The organism is Streptomyces atratus, assembly GCF_040655115.1.
Taxonomy (GTDB): Bacteria; Actinomycetota; Actinomycetes; order Streptomycetales; family Streptomycetaceae; genus Streptomyces; species Streptomyces atratus_D.
The window spans coordinates 45775-63597 of sequence record NZ_JBFAJH010000046.1 but is presented as its reverse complement, the minus strand read 5'-3'; the positions used below and the strand labels follow the sequence as shown (position 1 = coordinate 63597).

The window sequence follows — 17823 nt, the reverse complement described above, 5'->3', positions numbered from 1 at the left end:
CCGTGCGCTCATGCCTCGGGTTAGCGATCTTCTCACCGGTGGAGAGCGTCAGGAGGTGGTTCAGACCGACATCGACACCGACCGCCGCATCCGTGACGGGGAGCGGCTTGACGGTGGGGTCGTCGCACAGCATAGAGACGAACCAGCGACCGGCGCTGTCCTGGGCGACCGTCACAGTGGACGGCTTCGCCCCCTCCGGGAGCGGGCGCGACCACACGATGTCCAGCGGCTCGGCCATCTTCGCCAGAGTCAGCCTGCCGTCCCGGAAGCGGAAACCACTGGTGGTGTACTCGGCGGACTTGCGGGACTTTTTGCGGGACGTGCGACGGCCGGGGTTGCGCAGGGCGCGGACGCCGGTGCCGCGGAGCCAGAACCCGGCGCCGCGTCCGAGGACCGGCCCGGGCTCGCCGTCGCGCAGCTCCAGCTGCACCCGCCCGCGGGTGACGACGCCGAACGCGTCGCACCATTCCGCCGCGACCACCGCGGCACTCGCGCCACCGCGCAGCGCGAGCGTCCACACCGGGACTACTCCGTGCCGTCCGCCGGCAGGCGCTCCGGCAGCCCGAGCCGCGGGAACTGGTCGTCGTGGAAGATGACGATCTCGGTGATCGCCCCGCCGGTGACGCGCAGGACGTCGATCGTCAGCGGCAGGTACGCGCCCTCCCGCTTCCGCCAGAGGTAGAAGGCGACGGCGGGCTGCCGGTTCACGCGGGTGAGGACGGCGCGCAGGCCCTTCATGCCCTCGAAGCCGCTCTCGACCCAGTCGTTCACCACCGCGTCGCGGCCGACGTACAGGCCCGGCGTGGGCGGCATCGAGCAGCGGATGTCATCCCGCAGCAGTGCGGCGAGCCCGTCGACGTCCGTGGCCACGCTGGCGTCGGTAAAGCGGCGCACCAGCTCGCGCGTCCCGGTGTCCTCCTCGCCGCCGGTCCAGTCCTGCCGCTCGGCGGGCAGGTGCTCCCGCATGCCAGCGCGGGCTCGCTGCAGCGCGCTGTTCACGGAGTTGACGGAGTCCCCGAGGAGCTCCGCGACGTCCTTCGCCGGCCAGCCGAGCACGTCCCGCAGGATCAGCACGGCCCGCGGGCGCGGCGCGAGGTGCTGAACTGCGACCAGGTACGCCAGCTCGATCGTCTCCCGCGCAACGGCGACGGTCTCCGGCTCGTCCGCGTCTCCCGCGGGCAGCTCGTCGAGCAGCCGGTCCGGGTAGGGCTGCAGCCACAGCACCTCGCCGCCGGTCGCGGGCTCCGGGCGGCGTTTGGCGAGCAGGTCCAGGCAGGCGTTGGTGGCGATCCGGTACAGCCAGGCCCGAAACGTCGAACGCCCCTCGAAGGTCTCCCGCCGCCGCCAGGCACGGAGGAACGTCTCCTGCACGGTGTCCTCGGCGTCCTCGAACGACCCGAGCATCCGGTAGCAGTGCACGTGCAGCTCCCGCCGGTGCCGCTCCGCCAGCCCCGAGAACGCCGGCTCGTCGACCTCGCCCAGACCGCTCCCGCCCAGACCGCTCTCACCGAACTCCTCCAGCCGCGTGTCCGCACTCATCACGTCATCCTTCCGTCTCGTCGTGTCCCGTCGTAGGTGTGACGGGTGCGGGCGCGACAACTCATCACCAGGGTCGGTCGGCATGACTGAGCGTTTTCATCCTTGGTAGGTCGGCGACGTGGTGGAGAACGAGGATGGCCTGCACCATTGCGGTCGTCCGGGACGGGCTGCAGCGCAGCTTGGTCAGGATTTTCCAGGTCTTGAGGGTGGCGACGGCGCGTTCGCCGCGGCAGCGGATCCGGGCGTGGGCCTTGTTCACGGCCTTCTGCCGGCGCGACAGCTCCGGCCGGTATCGGTGCCGCTTGAACGGGGTACGCACGGAACCGCCGGCGCCTTGATACGCCTTGTCCGCGAAGGTCATCACGTCGGCGTCGGTCAACGCGGCGACGATGCCGTGGGTTCGCGCAGCAGTCAGGTCGTGTGCCGAGCCGGGAAGTGCCGCCAACGCCAAGACGAGACGTCCGGCCGCATCCGCGATTACCTGCACGTTCATTCCGTGCCGTCGGTGCTTTCCGGAGTAGTACGGCTTCTGATCGTGCACGCGGTCGATCGGGATCAGCGTGCCGTCGAGGATGACGTAGGCCAGCAACCGGATCCTGGTCATCGCCTGATGCAGGTCGTTGGCGGTCGCGGCGAGCAAGGTGATCGCCTCGCGGATATAGCGCCAGGCGGTGGCAACCCCGACCTGGAATCCGACGGCCGGGCGAGTGAGGGTGTCGCCGTTGCGCAGGTGGGCCAGGGCGAGCAGGGCCTGCCGGCCGGGGTCGAGTCGGCGCCAGCGGGATCGTTGCGCGAGCGCGAGATCGACCCGGTGCGTCTGCGCCCGCACCCGTGCGAGTTCGCCCCGTACTTCGCCGTCGGACCATTGTGCGGTGGTGAGTGTTCCGGGCCGTTTTCACCGCCCGGAGCACCCACGACACCACAGCAGCAGCGGGCTTATCTGGCGAGTTCGGCCGGTTCGTCCAGCCGTGTCAGCTTCCGCGGGTTTCTCACCACGTAGATCCGGGTGATCCGCCCGTCCTCCACCACGACGCTCACCGCGGACGGCTCGCCGTCGAACTCGATCCGGCCCGCAGGCGCGCCGTTGAGCCACACGGCCGTGGTGTCGAACGCGGACACCACCCGGTGTGCGCGCGCGAGCAGCGGCGCCACCAGCTCGACCCCGTGGACCGGTGCCAGAGCGGCGGCCACCAGCCCGCCGCCATCGGCGATCAGGACCACGTCCGGCGCCATGACCTCCATCAGCTCCTGCATCTGCCCGGTCCGCAGCGCGACCAGGAACCGCTCCACCACGGCCTGCTGCTCCGACCGGCTCACCTGCACCCGCGGCCGCCGAGCCGCCACATGGTCGCGTGCCCGCCGCGCGATCTGCCGCACCGCGGCCGCGCTCTTCCCGACGGCCTCGGCGATCTCGCCGTAGGGCATATCGAAGACCTCGCGGAGCACGAACACCGCCCGCTCCGCCGGCCCGAGCGTCTCCAGCACGGTCAGCATCGCGATCGAGACGCTCTCCGCGAGTTCGACGTCCTCGGCGACATCAGGGCTGGTCAGCAGCGGTTCCGGCAGCCACTCGCCGACGTACTCCTCGCGGCTGCGCGACAACGTGCGCAGGCGGTTGAGCGCCTGCCGCGTGACGACCCGGACGAGGTACGCCCGCGGGTCGCTCACCTGCGCGTGGTCGACGGCGGCCCATCGCAGCCAGGACTCCTGCAGCACGTCCTCCGCGTCGGCCGCCGATCCGAGCATCTCGTAGGCGACCGTGAACAGCAGACTGCGATGGACGACGAATGGATCCTCGGTCATGCCGACGACGCCACGCCGGACATCTCAGGACGCTTGGCCAGCGGAATCTCGCAGGCGTCGGAGAAGCCCTGCGAGGTGACCCCGTTCGCGTTGTTGTTCCTGGTCGCCATGTTGACAAAGGCGATGTACGCGGTGAGCTCGACCATCGCGGCCGCGCCGAGCCGCTCCAGCAGGCCGGCGTACAGCTCGTCGGTGACGGTCGGCGGAGTGCTCGTCATGGCCTCGGCGTACTCCAGCACGTCCCGCTCCAGCGGCGTGAACACCTCCGACTCCCGCCAGCACGGCACCTGGCTCGCCTTGGTCAGGTTCAGGTCCTGGTTCTGCGCCTGGAAGTAGCCGACGTCCAGGCACCAGCTGCAGCCGACCTGTACGGCGACGGCCATGTGCGCGAACGACTTCAGGCTCGCGTCGGCCGATTCCCACTCGGCCAGTTTGCCCGAGAACTCCAGGTTGGATGTGGCGACCTCGGGGCTGTGCCACGCCACCTCGACGGGCTCGGGCACTTCACCCAGCTGCTTGATCATGTTCTCCCTGAGTTCGGTGGGAAGTTCCGCCTTCGGCACGCGAAGCGCCATGGTGTCCTCCTTGGACGTTTGCCTGTCCGGCAGTACGCCATGAAGACACCGCCGGACCCGCGGATGTGACAACCACCGCCACCGCACACACATCATCAGAAGCCGTTGTCTTTGTCTTTCCGGATGTGATCGCTGAGTTTCCGCCGGTCGGGCATGGTTTTGGTGTCGTGGGAGAGGTTGGACGTTCCGTTCGGCCTCGACGATGCGGAGGTGGCCGGTGGCGTCGGTGATGGGGTTGCTGGAGGAGCGGGAAACCGCTGCCCGGGTGCGGGTGGAGGAGCTCCAGGCGGAGGCGGATCGGATCCTGGCTGAACTCGGTGTGGTCGAGGCGGTGTTGGGTGTTGGAACGCCGGGTGATCGCTCGTGCGGAGCAAGGCGGCTGAGGCAGGAGCCGATCGTCTCGCCGTGGATCGGTGGCAGCGCGACGGGCAGGGTCCGCAGGTGGCTGGTCACGCGGCCGTCCGGCCCCAGCGGGTAGGAACTGGGATGCGCTCGCGCCCCAGGCTGGGAAAGGGTCCAAGGTGGCTCGTTATCAGTGTGCCCAGGGCAGACGAACCGCCTCTGTCAGCCGGTTCCAGCTCTCACGGTCCGGGCTCCCCTCGGTCGGCGGGATCATGCCCAGTGGCCGGCTGCCCTCCTTCTTGGCCGAGGGAAAGCAGCGGTACGAGGGCATCAGACCTTCGGGTACGGCCGGGTCGCCGGTTCGCCGGGCAAGTTCGACCCAGCGCAGCCGTCGCCAGCCGGGGCCCGGGTGCTGGGCGCGGCCCAGTCCTCCTCCTGTTTGGCGACGCTCACGGTGTCGAGGTCAATGCCCCCGACGATGTGGGGCATGGCGCTTCTGTCGGCAAGACGTGCCTGGTGGTCCTCGTGGTACGACACATCGGCCGGCCCCGCTGCCGGTGTGCGCGGTCCGTCCGGCGGACCGGATCACATGGCCCCGAGGACAGCGGCGAGGCCCGCCCGGTGCAGGGCGGGCCTCGTGTGCGGCACTCGGCTTCGGCGGCAGGTGCAGCTCCCCAGCGAGACGGTTCCGGCCGCGTTGCGGATCGGCCAGGGGCTCTCGGACCGCCCTTCCGTCGGCTAGCGCGACCGCCTCGAGTCGCTGCGCATCTACAGCGTGGGCGCCGGGTTCCTTACCGAACTCGCGCCGTTTACGGTGGCGTTCGGGAACACTGACCGCCGCAGCAGCGCGCAACGAGGCCACTGGAGGGTGCGCTCGGCGAGCTGGCGGAGGGTTAGTTGTCCACGCCGTGCGAGCAGCGGGAACCCGGCAAGCAAAGATCATCTGGCTCGTAACTGCGGGGCCCTCCACTGCTGCGCGCAGAGATCAACTCCAGTAAGCTGACTGCGCTTTCGGCTCGATCCATTCATCGGGCCCCGTCTCGGCCTCGCAGTCGTCCGTCTGCGGTGCCACTTCTTCGCCCTGCACGAACGGTCCAAAGTCCATTCCCGAATCGCCACACGTTACGCCTGTCCGCCAGTTCTTCGGAGACGGCACTCACCCATGGGGGAGTAAACCGCTGCGTCGTTCTTCGAAGGCTCGACCGACCCCTAGGACCACTCTCCGTGACCTTGTCCTCAAAAATCGCCCTTGCCCTCGGCGTCTTGTCCCTCCTCCTAGCAGTCTGGGCGCTGCTCCTGGCACGCTCGCGCCGCAAACTCATACGACGGGGCCGAGACTTGTCCACGGAGGCGCAGGCCGCCAATTCCCGCGTGCAGGCTGCCGAGGGCCGCGCTCGAGTCGAGGTGCAGAAGAGGGAGACCGCAGAGTCCCGCACGCAGGAAGCCAATACTCGCGAGGCGGAGCTTCTCGACGAAGTGCGTCACCTCGTCTCCCAACGGCTTCCCGCTCTCGCACTGCACCTGATCAGCTCTCATCACCCCGTCCCCGGACTGCTGCACAAGAATCTCGCGGGGTCCGAGGCCGGACGGCTCCTCGACGCGCTGCCCGAAGCTGTCTCTGGAATTGTCCTCAAGGAGAGGCGCCGCATCGATGCCGCTGCTCGGGCTGCCCTGCGCGGCGCGACTCAGGAGTCCCAGGCTCTCTCCTATCGGTTGCAGACGAATATCGTGGGTCTTCAGCACGAGTTCAGCGCGCCGCCCCGTCTGACGCAGACCCTGCTTGAGTCTGACCACCTCAATGAGCAGAACCTGCGCCTCACGCAGAGATCCGCCATCGTGTGCGGAGGCTGGCCGGGGCATGTCCGCAAGGACACCTACGTGAGCGAGGTCGTCAGTGGCGCCTCCTCCCGACTGCGCGGCTTCGAACGCATCAACATCGTTTCTCGGCTCAGCGTCTCCAACATCGGCGTGGTCGGGCGCGCTGCCGAGCCTGTTGCCGTGGTCTGCGCCGAGCTGATGGCCAACGCGCTGGAGCACTCCCGTGACGACCTCATGGTGGACGTCAGCTTGATCCAGACCGGCAACGGCAGTGTGTGCATCACGATCGATGATGCCGGCAAGGGCATGACTTCAGAAGCGCTCGCTCGCGGCCGAGGTCTGATATCGGGTGAGCAGCAGGAGGTGATGCTCCTCGAGCTCGGTGACCCGCCGTCTATGGGCTTCGCCGCCATCGGCCGCCTCGTGGCCGACTACGGCCTCCACGTCTCCATCGACACTTCCTCTCCCTATGGTGGGGTGCGCGCTGTGGTGTCAGTTCCTGAGAACTTGCTGACCTCGATCGACGAAAACGCCACACCTCCGTCGGTCTTGGCTCCCCAAGCCGCCGTGGCGCCGCAGGCTCACAAGCGGCCCGCCACTGCCGACTCGTCCGCGCACCCACCCGCGCACCCGCCCGCGCCTACCGCCGCGGCGGAGCTGCCGCAGCGCCGCCGCCGTTTCTCAGCGACAGCCACCAATGATGATGACGCCGCCGCAGCGCCCCGCCCCTTGGACCCGGAGGACACCGGTGCCATCTGGAGCGATTTCCAAAGTGGCCTCACCAGCGGCCGGTCCGTCACCGATTCGGAGTAAACACTGTGACCATGCCTGAAGCTCACGAAGAGACCGGCCCGTCCGCCTGGGTCCTGAAACCCATCACCGAAATCCCTGGTGTTCGGCACGCCCTGACTATGACTCTCGATGGGATGGTCCAGGTCACCTCCGAGAACCTCACCAAGGACGAGGCTGACGGCATCGGTGCGATGACTGCCGCGCTGCACTCCGCCTCCCGTGCCGCCACAAACGCTGTTCTGGGAGTCCCTCCGAGCACTCCGCTCAGGACCGTCACCTCGCACAACGATCAGGGCACCTACATGGTCATGCCGGTCGGCGAGGGAACCAACACCCTGATCGCGGCAGCGGGCGATGAGGACATGCCCATGGGGGTGGTCGCGGCGACCATGGCCCGCCAGGCAATGAAACTCGGGGAACAGATCATGTCTGTTCCCGCCCGGACCAGCGACCGGGCGTCATGAGCCGCGGCCAGGAACGGCGACGTCTGCTTCCGGCCTACCTTGCCACCGGAACCAGCCCCGGCACCGGCCTCTCGGGCACCCTCGATTCGCTGGCCGCTCTGCGTGCCAGTGGTCTGCCCCTCGCCAGGTTCCACACGGCGGTGCACCAGCGTGTGGTCGAGCTCGTTACCGACGGATCTCTCAGCGTCGTCGAACTAGCCGGCTATCTCGGCCTCCCGGTCGGTGTGACGCTGGTGCTTTCCGAACAACTTGTCACTGACGGCCAGTTAAAAGCCAGCGTCCCGATTCCGGACGCTCTGCGCGCGTCGAACGATGGCCGACCGTCGAAAGAAGTCCTGGAAGAGGTTCTGAGTGGACTCCACGCTCTCCTTGCCGCCTAGCTCGCCTCCCGTCTACCTGCCTGAGGGAGAACACCGAAGGATCAAGATCCTCGTTGCCGGCCCGCTCGGTATCGGCAAGACGACTGTAGTCAAGTCGCTGTCGCAGATTCCGACACTGCACACCGACGAGGTCATGACGAACGCGGCGGTTGCTACCGACGACCTCGGCCACGATGTCCTGCGTGAAAAAACCACCACCACGGTCGCCATCGACTTCGGCCGTCTGACCCTGCCGGGCGACAAGATCGTTCTGTACCTGTACGGAACTCCCGGGCAGCGCCGCTTCCTTCCTCTGTGGGAAGGCATCGCGTACGGAGCACTCGGTGCCCTCGTCCTGGTCGACACCCGGCGGCTCAAAGACTCCTGGGAAGTGATGGAACTCATCGAGGAGCGCGGTTTGCCGTACGCCGTCGCTGTCAATGTCTTCCCCGACTCACCCAAATACGACCTGGCGCTCATCCGTTCGAAGCTCGACCTCGCCCCACAGACCCCACTTGTCACCTGTGACGCCCGGGAGAAGAACAGCGGCCTCAACGCCCTCATCCAACTGACCGCCCATTCCATAGCCCGTGCCGGAGTCGAAGCCTCGTGACGCTCACACCACCCGAAGCACCCGTGTCCCTGCATGGGGCCGAACACGCCGCGAACCCGCAGCGCAGCTATGAACTGCTGCGCCTGCAGGGGCCGGTCGCAGAAGCCGAGGTGGCCCCCGGTGTCGTGGTCCACCTGGTCACCGACTACCGGGCCGCCCTCGACCTCCTCCAGGACACCGATACGTGGACCAAGGACACCCGGAGCTGGCTGCCGCAGGTGCCGCAGGACAGCCCGATCCGGCCCCTGGTGGAGTGGCGGCCGAGTCTGTTCTTCGCCGACGGCGAGGCACACGCGCACCTGCGACGTGTGATCACGGACAGCTTCGGTCTCCTGGACCCCCATGATGTACGCGTCCTGACATTCCGCTATGCCGACACGCTGCTCCAGGAATTCGCTGATACCGGGACGGTCGACCTCGTCCGCCAATACGCGCAGCAGCTGCCCCTGATGGTCTTCAATGCTCTGTTCGGCATGCCGGACGAGGAGGGCCCGCGGCTTGTGTGGGCGCTCGGGGCGATGATGGACAGCGATCCGGAGACACAGGCAGCGGGCGAGCAGTCGTTCGGCGCCTACCTCGAAACCCTCTACGGGACCAAGGCGGCACAGCGCGGCCACGATTTGACCTCCTGGTTCATCGATCATCCCAATGGGCTGAACCAGGAAGAGGCCGTCAACCAGATCCTCATCACCCTCGGGGCCGGGAACGAGCCACTGGGCAACCTCATCGCCAACACGCTCGTCCGCATGCTCAGCGACGACCGCTATTTCGGCACCCTGACCACCGGGAGCCTGCCCATCCAGCACGCCATCGACGACGCGCTGTGGCACGACGCGCCGCTGGCCAACTACAGCGTCCACGTCCCCAAGAAGGACGTGACCTTCCACGGCACTCGCATCCCCACAGGCTCGCCCGTCATGGTGTCGTACGCCGCTGCCAACACCTGCCCCCACTCGGGCATGCCGACGGACGGCTATCGCTCTGGGAACAAGGCGCACCTGGCCTTCGCTGCAGGGCCCCATGCGTGTCCCGCCCGTGACGTGGCCATGCTGATCGCCACCGCCGCCATCGAGAGGCTCCTGACCTACCTGCCGGACATCGAACTGGACGTTCCCGCCGACAAGCTGACCTACCGCCCTGGAGCTGTCTACCGGACGCTCACCGCACTCCCGGCCCGGTTCACCCCGCTGACGCCCGACGCCGACGGGGCCACCCCCTGGAGCCGGAGCCCCTCCCGCCCCGAGCGGGACACGCCATTGGCCCCGACGTCAGTCAGGACTGAGGCGTAGAAGCCGTATCACCTGCCGTCGATCATCGCGTCGCGGTGGTGCCGACCGGCACCACCGCAACAGCCATGGGGAGAAGACGCGTGCCGGTGCTCCGTCCACCGCGAGAACGGAACCGCGACAACAGGTCTCGAACGAAGGAGGATCAACCGCCGGTGACACAAACACTGCGCACGGAACTGCCCGACCTCTCTTCCCTACAACAGAAGGTGGGAGCGGTTCTGACCGACTTCCTGGACACCAAGGAACATGTTGCGCCAGGAGCCGAGCTGCTCTACCTGACCACCACGCTGCGCAGACTCCTGACCGGCGGAAAACGACTGCGGTCCCTGCTGTGCCTGTACGGATGGCAAGCCGCCGGAGCAACAGGCGATATGACTGCTGCGGTTCGCGCTGCCGCCAGCCTCGAACTTTTCCAGGTGTTCGCCCTGGTTCACGACGACGTGATGGATGACAGCGACATCCGCCGCGGCCAGCCGTCCGCCCACCGTGCACTGGCCACCGCGTATACCGACGGCGGCGGCCCGGGCAGCAGGGCCCAGGCGCACGGTCTGGGCGCGGCCGTCCTCCTCGGAGACCTGGCCCTGGTGTGGTCCGATGAGCTCCTGCGCACAGCGGACCTCAGCCCGGTGCGGCTGGCACAGGTGCTGCCCCTGGTGGCCGAAATGCGGAGCGAGGTCATGTACGGCCAGCTCCTGGACTTGCAGACCACCGGCCGCCTTGTCGGCGACGTGGATACGGCATTGCACGTCATTCGATACAAGACGGCTAAATACACCATAGAGCGGCCCCTGCACATAGGGGCGGCAGTTGCCGGAGCGACCCCGCCCGTACTCGATGCCTGCACCGCCTTCGGCATACCGCTAGGAGAAGCGTTTCAGCTGCGGGACGACCTGCTCGGGGTCTTCGGTGATCCCGCCAAGACAGGCAAACCAGTACTGGATGACCTGCGCGAGAGCAAGGCCACCGTCCTGATGGCACTCGCGGTCCAGCGAGCCTCCACGGCCGAACTGAAAACGCTGCGCGAGTTCGTCGGCCGAAGCGACCTCAAAGAGGAGCACGCCGCCGCGGTCCGCACGATCCTGAACTCCACCGGCGCCCGGCAGACCGTGGAGGAAATGATCGCCACGCGACGGGCGGCCGCCCTCGCCGCCTTGGACAACGCTCCGTTCCCGGGAAGTGTCACAGCCTCCCTGCGCCGGCTCGCCCTGGACGCAACGGCCCGGCAGACATAGTGCGTCGCCGCACACCGCTAGTCAGAACCCCGAGAAGGAAGTCGCCCCATGAGCATCAGCACGCCCATCGGTACGTCCTACGCCGAACGAGCCACCAGTCTGGTGTCCAGGGCCGACCAGGACAGTTGGGGAAGCGTCGGTCCCTCCCTGTACGAGACGGCCCGCGTCCTGTCGGCGGCGCCGTGGCTGCCCGGGGAGCCACGGCGGATCACATACCTGCTGGAACAGCAGGCGCCTGACGGCAGTTGGGGGGAGGGGCCGCTGCCCTACCGGCTCCTGCCGACACTCAGCGCGGTGGAGGCCGCGCTGGCGGTCCTGCGAAGGGGCACCACGTCCGCAGAGGTCACCGGCCGGCTCACAGCCGCGGCGAACAGGGGCCTCGACGTACTGCGCGCACTGCCACCGGTATGCCCGTGGCCGGACACGGCTGCAGCAGAAATACTCGTACCCAGCCTGGTAGCCGAGATCAACGAGAAGTCGGGCTCCCAGACCACCGGCGAGGACCTGCCGGGTATCGGTAGCTTCCGGCTGCCGGTTCCGGGCGGCTTCCACGAGTCGGCACCTGCTTATGTGGCCAGACGGTACGAGTCGCAGGGCAGCCTGCCCGTGAAGTTTCACCACACGTTTGAAGGCATAAACAGCTACATACCGTCGGCTCTCGTCCCTGACGTCGAAGGCCTGCTGGGCAGCTCGCCGGCCGCCACCGCGGCACGGGCAACACGGTCACCTGCCACTACTGCTCAGGCCGTCGCCGACCTCACTGCAGTGGCGCAGCGCTACGACGGTCTCTTCCCTGAGGCCGCACCCCTCCAGGTGGTCGAACGGCTATGGGCCGCCGCCGCGCTGGCGCGCGCCGACCTGCCCGCCGCCGCCCTTCCCACAATCCGTGGGTGGGCCGAGGAGATCTACGATCTTCAAGGCGTGCGCGGTGCGCCCGGCCTCATGACCGATGCCGACGACACCGCTATGTCGGTGCTGGTTGCCTCGCTCGTCGGCCTGCCGTACGGCCCCGTACCGCTGGACCTGTTCCACAACGGCAGCCACTACGACTGCTACATCGGCGAGGACACCGGATCGGTCACCGCGAACGCCCATGCCCTCCGGGCCCTCGTGACTTACCTGCGGCACTGCCCGACGAAAGAGGCCACATACGGCCCCCGAGCGGCAAAGCTGTGTGACTGGCTGATTGGCCAGCAGCAACCGGAGGGACACTGGACCGACAAGTGGCATGCCTCCCCTTATTACGCCACCGAGCGGTGCGTCACTGCGCTCGCGCAGTACGGCGGCCACCACGCGTCCAGGGCCGTCCAGAGGGCCGCCGTGTGGACCACCGACACTCAGCGCGCCGACGGCTCCTGGGGCGTGTGGGGCAGCACCGTCGAAGAGACCGCATACGCCGTAAAAATCCTGCTGAGCGCCGCCACCCCCGCACCGCAGCCGCAGCGCACCCGGGCCCTGGATCTAGCTGAAACGTATCTGCACGCCGCCTCGCACCCCAGCCACCAGCACCCCGCCCTGTGGCACGACAAAACCCTGTATGCGCCCACCACAGTGATCGAAGCGGAGGTGCTCGCTGCGCGGGAGATGCTGCGGGCACGTCGCGCAGCCGCATGTACAGAAGCAGACGCAGCCGCATGTACAGAAACAGATGTGGAAAGGACGGACGCGTGACTCCTGACATAGATGTGACTGCCGGCACGGACGTTCCGCCGACCGCTCCGGGGCGGCTGCCGCTTATCGGACACGTTGTGCCCCTGCTCAAGGACCGCCTGGAGTTCGTCGAACGCCTGCGCACATACGGGCCGATCGTCCGTATGTCGGTCGGCCTCAAGAAGGTGACCGTGGTCAACTCTCATGAGCTGATCCACGAGATGCTCACCAGCAAGTCCGGCTCCTTCTCCAAGGGGTTGCTGGGCGAGAAGCTCAAGCTTTTCGGTCAGTCGGCCCTGCCGGTCGCGGAAGGCGAGCCCCACCTGCGTCGGCGCCGTCTGCTCCAGCCCGCCTTCCACCGCGAGCGGATCAGCGGGTACGTCAACACGATGCGGGAAACGGTGGAGCCGTCCATCACGGGCTGGAGTGAGGGGGAACTGCTCGACCTGAAGACCGAAATGGGGCTCATGGCCCAGGACGTGGCCATGTCGGTGTTGTGTTCCTTCCGCGCGGAGCAAGAGCGGGCTCGCGCGATCCTCGACGCCGTCGACACGGTCTTCACGGCCGCCATCTGGCGCACCATGGTGCCCGTGTCCTCGCTGGAACGGCTGCCCACCCGCAGCAACCGGCGGCTCAAGGCCGCCCGCAGCCTGCTGCGCAGCGAGGTGGCGGACATCATCGCGGAGCGCCGGTCGGCCCCCGACGCCCACGACGACCTCGTGACACTGCTCCTGGAGGCCCGGGACGAAACCGGTGCGCCACTGCCCGACAACGAGATCCTGTCGGAGATCATCGGGCTGCTGGCCGCGGGCTCCGAGACGACGGGAGTCATGCTGGCCTGGCTGTTCCACGAGCTGGGCCGCGACCCCGAGCTGGAGCGCAGGCTGCACGAGGAGGTCGACTCCGTGGTCGGAGAGGGCCCGATAACCGCCGAGCACGTCCCCCAGCTCGCCTTCACCCGCAGGCTGGTCAGTGAGACCCTGCGCCTGCACCACGCCGGCTGGCTGGTGACCCGGCAGGCCACCAAGCCCGTGCGCCTCGGGCAGGTCAGCCTGCCGGCGGGTGAGCAGGTGTTGTGGAGTCCCTACGCACTGCATCGGGACCCTGTCCTGTACCCCGACCCGCTGCGCTTCGACCCCGACCGCTGGCTGCCGGAGCGCCCCCAGCCGCCGCGAGGAGCCTTCATCCCCTTCGGGTCAGGAAAACGCATGTGCATCGGCGACGCGTTCGCCTGGACGGAGGCGATCGTCATCACGGCGTTCATCGCGTCCCGCTGGCGACTGCGGCCCGTTCCCGGCGCCACCGTGAAGCCGATCGGGCTGCTCACCGTGCACCCGTCGGACCCCCGTATGGTCGCCGAAACCAGGCAGCGGGCCGTCGCGGGGACAGCCGTATGAGCCACACCCACAGCTGGGACGCGCGTACCCTGCCGATGCCCGACCTCCGAGGCTCTTTCCCCGGCCCCTTCTCCACCAGCCCGCATGCCGACGCCATCGAGGAGCAGACCGCCCACTGGCTCCGGACCTTCCCCTTGATCAGTTCACCCGGCGAGGCGAAGGCCCTCTGCAACATCACGGCCCAGGGGGTAGCTCGTGTCCTGCCCACGGCGGACCGTGACGGCGTGTTCCTCTGCGCCGATCTCTTTCTCTGGCTCACCGCATTCGACGACGTACATGGCGAGGCGGTAGGAGGCCGTGACACCGCCCGTCTGGTCCGCCGCATCAGTCGCTGTGTCCACCTTCTGACCGGTCACGACGAGCCGACGGCCGATGACGACGCCTACATCGCCGCCCTGCGGGAGCTCCTGCACCGGTTCCGGGAACGGGCCACGCCCACGCAGTACCTGCGGCTCACCGCGCACCTGCGGGACAACCTCTTCGGCATCCTCTGGGAGGCCCATCACCTCGACAGGCCCGACCAGGTCACACTGAGCGACTATTGCGCGATGCGCCCACACACCGTCTTCGTCCGGACCGTGATGACGACCGCGGAAGTCGCGCTCGGGTACGAACTTACCGAGGACCAGCGAGCCTCGGCAGCCGTGCGGGAACTAGAGAAAGCCATTGCCGACCTTGCCGGGTGGATCAACGACCTTGCCTCGTACGCGAAGGAGACACATCGCGGCGGCCCGACCCCTCTGAGCCTGCCAACACTGCTGATCCGACACCACGAGTGCGACCTCGAAAGGGCGTTCCGCATGGCCTCCCGCATGTGTGAAGACCAAGCCTCCACCGCACGCCTTCGAATCACCGAACTCGCCGTCAACAGCAAGAACGCACTTGCGGATCACGCTCGCGCCATGGAAGCCGTCGCAGCCTCCTACGTGTGGCACATAGGGCACGCCCGCTACGAGCGTTAGCCGCGCCCCCTGTGCCCTCGGGCCGCCGTACTGCATCGTCATCGGGCGCCGTGGTGTGCCGCGTACGCCAGGTCCGGTAGTACGCGCGGTCCCAGCGGCACACCGGCGTCACCGCGCCCCGCCGACTGGTGGCGAGGACCGGCCCCTGTGAGCCCTCGTATCGCTCGTACGCCATCGGCGCGCTGTTCTTCCTGAGCTGCCTGCTGAGCGGTGAAGTCCGCGACTCCTCCACCCCGTGAACGGGGTGGCTTCTCGCTATACCTGGTTGGCGTTGCGACGGACCAGCCCGGCCCGTAGAACGTTGGTTGCTCCGACGATGTCGGCGTGGGCCGTGTGGCCGCAGCCGACGCAGTGGAAGGTCTCCTGTGTGGGCCGGTTCTCCTTGGCGGTGTGTCCGCATTCGGGGCACCGCCGGGAGGTGTGGCGGGGGTCCACGGCGATCACTTCCCGTCCGGCGCTTCCGGACCAGGGCGTGCTGGAACGTTCCTGGGCCGGCCCGGAACAGGTGACGGGGGCGCGGCGCGGGCGGGTCGTCGCGGAGGATGCCGCCGGGGATGTGGCCCGACGCGGGGACGGGCGGGTGTGGTTCGGGGAGGTCAGCCACACCCCGAACGGCAGCGGCACCGGGTATGCCGGGCTGGTCGGGTCCGGGTCTCCCCGTCTGCGGATGGGGCCGGCATGAGGAGGATGTCGGCGTCCGTGTCGGGGGCGGGCCATCCCGGTCCGGCCAGGACGGCGCGCCGCGCTGACGGACCTGCGGGCAGCAGGGCGTCGAGGGCGCGTTGGAACACTTCCGCGATCAGGCCGTCCGGACGATCACCGGCCGGCCTTCTGAGGCTGCCAGTACACGATTGTGTCCGCGCCGAGGCCCACCACCGCTCGACGGCACCGTGGACCCCCGCTGTCGAGCACGAGTTCAAGCGGGCGGAGTGACCGAAGACCACACGCCGAACCACTGCTCGGCGCCCCACGCCTCGTACCTCTCCACCTCGGTGCACCCCAGCTTCGCTGCGAGGCGCATCGAGCGGTCGTTGGCGGTCTGGGTGGTGAGCACCACCGGCTCGCCGGGCAGCGCGTCGGCGAACCAGTCGAGTGCCGCCGTGCACGCCTCGGTGGCGTACCCGTATCCCCACGCCTCCGGCATGAACAGGTAACCGAGTTCGGTCTCCCCGACCTCCGGACGGCGGTAACCCGGACGCTCGGGGGCGCGCCAGTTGAGCTCGATCGTGCCGATCATCGCCCCGTCGAGCTCGACCACGAAGAAGCCAGGGCGCCGCCCGGGTACCTCGGGCACCATGCGTTCGAGCTCGGCACGCGGTCGAGGGCCACCGAGGTAGGTGCCCACCTCTGGCGAGGCATTCAGCTCGATGACCGCCGCACGATCCCGGGACTCGGACTCGCGGAGCACGAGCCGCTCGGTCTTGATCGGGGCAGGTGGCCAGGCGAGGGGTCTGGGGTCGGTCATGCCGGCCAACCCAACCAGCAGGCTCGACAGCGATCAAGACGCGCGAACCGACCAATCCACCGGCCCGGAGCCTCATCCTCACCAACGGGGCCGGGCCCGACAAGCCAAACCTCCCTCCTCACCGATTGGTGTCCACTCCTTGCCCCACCCTGCGCGCATTCGCTCGAACCCACGTCCCCGACCCCGATATCCCGACCGCACACCGGCAAGTTCACCGCGGTGGGCCTTCAGGAATTGCGAACTTGCGGCGGAGACGCCGACACCGGAACGCCGCCACGGCGTGGAGCATCAGGTCCAGCGCGAATGGGTACAGAGCCGTGTACGGATGAACGTGCGGAGGTGCTACGGAGTCTCTTCAAAGTCCCGTCTGCCCGGCGCTGTGTGGTGCGCACGCTCCCTGGGGCATTCCGGGAGGGACGGGCTCCGCGGTACCGCGCCGCGCCACGAACACGAACTCCCCGCCCGGCCGGTCGGGTGCGTCGCGTACGTCCTCGACGACGAAGCCGTGCTCGTGCAAGTCCCTCTCGATCTCCGTACGTTCGCGGAAGCGAAGTGTCGATTCCGAGGTCAGTACGTCCCCGTCCGCAGCGAACACGTGCGTACCCCGGAAGCTCACCAGCGGCAGGCTCACGTCCGTCAGCTCGGCCCAGGTCTCGACGTGGCCGACGCCCGGGAGGTCCGTCATGCGGTACGTGGTCTCGCGCGTCCACTCCGCCCACTCCTCCCACACGCGCTGCGCCGGATCGCGCGTCTCGAAGACAAGCCGACCGCCGGGCCGCAGCGCCTCGTACGCGCCGCGCAGCGTCGTACGCCACGCCTGCGGATCGGCGATCGCCTGGGCAACGTTCCCGGTCATCGTCACCAGGTCAATCTGCATGGGCGGCAGGTCCCCCGCGTCGCCGTCGAGCCAGCGCACCCGCTCCGCGCCCGGCTTGCCACGCGCGACGTCGACGGACGCCCGCGCGGGATCGATCCCGGTGACCGTAATCCCGCGCTCGGCGAGCAGCAGCGCGAACACGCCCGTACCGCACCCGATGTCCAGCACGGACCGCGCGCCGAACTCCTCCGCCATCGCGAGATACGCGTCGAGATCGCTGCGGTCCGGATCGAGTGGGTCGTAGATGGCGGCGAGGCGCGGATGCCCGAAAGTTGCGTCAACCATGGAGGCGAACGTATGTGGCCCCGAGCCCGCGCCGCCACTGCTTTTTCGGGTTACGGCGCCAAGCGGGCGCGGCGAAGTGCGCCGCCCCACGGATGCTCGGCGAACACGTCGGCCATGAACGACGCGACCGGGAAGCCGTCGGCGTGGGCCAGCATTCTTGACGCCTTGACGGGGCCCTGTCAACGCCTGACAATCGAACCCACTTCACGCCCACCTGGAGGACCGTTGACTCACGGCCCATCTCGCCGCGCCGCGCTGCTGGCGGCAGCCGGCGGTGCGCTCGCGCTGCCCGTCATATGTTCCGGACCCGTGCGTGCCGCCACCCCCCTCCCGGCGGGGAGCCGCGAACTTCCCATCGTCA

General features: G+C 68.3%; 17 protein-coding genes and 1 pseudogene. 9 read left to right on the top strand and 9 right to left on the bottom strand.

Annotated elements, in window-relative coordinates; all coding sequences use genetic code 11:
* The 5 genes from AB0I23_RS32835 to AB0I23_RS32815 all read right to left on the bottom strand — a co-directional run.
* Positions 1–520, bottom strand: a 520-nt coding sequence (locus AB0I23_RS32835) for an RNA-guided endonuclease InsQ/TnpB family protein (protein ID WP_359114805.1), incomplete at its 3' end; no start/stop codon positions are given.
* A 5-nt stretch (positions 521–525) separates the two neighbouring features.
* Positions 526–1539, bottom strand: a complete 1014-nt coding sequence (locus tag AB0I23_RS32830) for an RNA polymerase subunit sigma-70 (RefSeq protein WP_359114804.1) — start codon at positions 1537–1539, stop codon at positions 526–528.
* A 64-nt stretch (positions 1540–1603) separates the two neighbouring features.
* Complete coding sequence (locus AB0I23_RS32825) at positions 1604–2368, bottom strand: transposase family protein (RefSeq protein ID WP_436847040.1); 765 nt, start codon at positions 2366–2368, stop codon at positions 1604–1606.
* A gap of 107 nt (positions 2369–2475) precedes the next feature.
* The gene (locus AB0I23_RS32820; protein ID WP_359114802.1) at positions 2476–3342 is read right to left on the bottom strand and encodes an RNA polymerase sigma-70 factor; all 867 of its coding nucleotides are present in this window, start codon (positions 3340–3342) and stop codon (positions 2476–2478) included.
* Positions 3339–3917: a carboxymuconolactone decarboxylase family protein gene (locus tag AB0I23_RS32815; RefSeq protein ID WP_359114800.1), complete on the bottom strand. Its 579-nt coding sequence runs from the start codon at positions 3915–3917 to the stop codon at positions 3339–3341. Before AB0I23_RS32815 ends, AB0I23_RS32820 begins: the two co-directional genes overlap by 4 nt.
* A gap of 1713 nt (positions 3918–5630) precedes the next feature.
* Here AB0I23_RS32815 and AB0I23_RS32810 point away from each other — a divergent pair.
* The 9 genes from AB0I23_RS32810 to AB0I23_RS32770 are packed head-to-tail and all read left to right on the top strand — an operon-like array spanning position 5631 to position 14835.
* Positions 5631–6890: an ATP-binding protein gene (locus tag AB0I23_RS32810; protein WP_359114799.1), complete on the top strand. Its 1260-nt coding sequence runs from the start codon at positions 5631–5633 to the stop codon at positions 6888–6890.
* Positions 6891–6901: 11 nt separating this feature from the next.
* Positions 6902–7333, top strand: a complete 432-nt coding sequence (locus AB0I23_RS32805; RefSeq protein ID WP_359114797.1) for a roadblock/LC7 domain-containing protein — start codon at positions 6902–6904, stop codon at positions 7331–7333.
* On the top strand, positions 7330–7713 hold the full coding sequence (locus tag AB0I23_RS32800; RefSeq protein ID WP_359114795.1) for a DUF742 domain-containing protein: 384 nt from the start codon (positions 7330–7332) through the stop codon (positions 7711–7713). Before AB0I23_RS32805 ends, AB0I23_RS32800 begins: the two co-directional genes overlap by 4 nt.
* Positions 7685–8305 carry a GTP-binding protein gene (locus AB0I23_RS32795; RefSeq protein ID WP_436847039.1) on the top strand — a complete coding sequence of 207 codons (621 nt, stop codon included), beginning with the start codon at positions 7685–7687 and terminating at the stop codon, positions 8303–8305. Before AB0I23_RS32800 ends, AB0I23_RS32795 begins: the two co-directional genes overlap by 29 nt.
* Positions 8302–9594 carry a cytochrome P450 gene (locus tag AB0I23_RS32790; protein WP_359114793.1) on the top strand — a complete coding sequence of 431 codons (1293 nt, stop codon included), beginning with the start codon at positions 8302–8304 and terminating at the stop codon, positions 9592–9594. Before AB0I23_RS32795 ends, AB0I23_RS32790 begins: the two co-directional genes overlap by 4 nt.
* Before the next feature lie 35 nt (positions 9595–9629).
* Positions 9630–10826 carry a polyprenyl synthetase family protein gene (locus tag AB0I23_RS32785; RefSeq protein WP_359114792.1) on the top strand — a complete coding sequence of 399 codons (1197 nt, stop codon included), beginning with the start codon at positions 9630–9632 and terminating at the stop codon, positions 10824–10826.
* 48 nt (positions 10827–10874) lie between these two features.
* Positions 10875–12497, top strand: coding sequence for a prenyltransferase/squalene oxidase repeat-containing protein (locus tag AB0I23_RS32780; protein ID WP_359114790.1), 1623 nt, complete (start codon positions 10875–10877; stop codon positions 12495–12497).
* Positions 12494–13873: a cytochrome P450 gene (locus AB0I23_RS32775; protein WP_359114788.1), complete on the top strand. Its 1380-nt coding sequence runs from the start codon at positions 12494–12496 to the stop codon at positions 13871–13873. Before AB0I23_RS32780 ends, AB0I23_RS32775 begins: the two co-directional genes overlap by 4 nt.
* Positions 13870–14835: a terpene synthase family protein gene (locus tag AB0I23_RS32770; protein WP_359114787.1), complete on the top strand. Its 966-nt coding sequence runs from the start codon at positions 13870–13872 to the stop codon at positions 14833–14835. The genes AB0I23_RS32775 and AB0I23_RS32770 overlap by 4 nt, the downstream gene beginning before the upstream one ends.
* 255 nt (positions 14836–15090) lie before the next feature.
* Here the strand turns inward: AB0I23_RS32770 and AB0I23_RS32765 are convergent, their stop codons facing one another.
* The 4 genes and pseudogenes from AB0I23_RS32765 to AB0I23_RS32750 form a co-directional block, all read right to left on the bottom strand.
* On the bottom strand, positions 15091–15279 hold the full coding sequence (locus AB0I23_RS32765; RefSeq protein ID WP_436847038.1) for a zinc ribbon domain-containing protein: 189 nt from the start codon (positions 15277–15279) through the stop codon (positions 15091–15093).
* Between the two features lie 16 nt (positions 15280–15295).
* A pseudogene (locus AB0I23_RS41815) lies at positions 15296–15682 on the bottom strand (hypothetical protein); the annotation flags it as partial.
* Between the two features lie 69 nt (positions 15683–15751).
* Positions 15752–16300 (bottom strand): GNAT family N-acetyltransferase, encoded by a 549-nt coding sequence (locus tag AB0I23_RS32755; protein WP_359114785.1) that lies wholly within the window; start codon positions 16298–16300, stop codon positions 15752–15754.
* A gap of 355 nt (positions 16301–16655) precedes the next feature.
* Positions 16656–17462, bottom strand: a complete 807-nt coding sequence (locus AB0I23_RS32750; protein WP_359114784.1) for a class I SAM-dependent methyltransferase — start codon at positions 17460–17462, stop codon at positions 16656–16658.
* Positions 17463–17823: the final 361 nt, after the last annotated feature.

Bases quoted from the DNA above. Each gene is read 5' to 3' on its own strand.
- AB0I23_RS32830 (WP_359114804.1), bottom strand. From the start codon at position 1,539: ATGAGTGCGGACACGCGGCTGGAGGAGTTCGGTGAGAGCGGTCTGGGC.
- AB0I23_RS32820 (WP_359114802.1), bottom strand. From the start codon at position 3,342: ATGACCGAGGATCCATTCGTCGTCCATCGCAGTCTGCTGTTCACGGTC.
- AB0I23_RS32815 (WP_359114800.1), bottom strand. From the start codon at position 3,917: ATGGCGCTTCGCGTGCCGAAGGCGGAACTTCCCACCGAACTCAGGGAG.
- AB0I23_RS32805 (WP_359114797.1), top strand. From the start codon at position 6,902: ATGCCTGAAGCTCACGAAGAGACCGGCCCGTCCGCCTGGGTCCTGAAA.
- AB0I23_RS32800 (WP_359114795.1), top strand. From the start codon at position 7,330: ATGAGCCGCGGCCAGGAACGGCGACGTCTGCTTCCGGCCTACCTTGCC.
- AB0I23_RS32780 (WP_359114790.1), top strand. From the start codon at position 10,875: ATGAGCATCAGCACGCCCATCGGTACGTCCTACGCCGAACGAGCCACC.
- AB0I23_RS32770 (WP_359114787.1), top strand. From the start codon at position 13,870: ATGAGCCACACCCACAGCTGGGACGCGCGTACCCTGCCGATGCCCGAC.
- AB0I23_RS32755 (WP_359114785.1), bottom strand. From the start codon at position 16,300: ATGACCGACCCCAGACCCCTCGCCTGGCCACCTGCCCCGATCAAGACC.
- AB0I23_RS32750 (WP_359114784.1), bottom strand. From the start codon at position 17,462: ATGGTTGACGCAACTTTCGGGCATCCGCGCCTCGCCGCCATCTACGAC.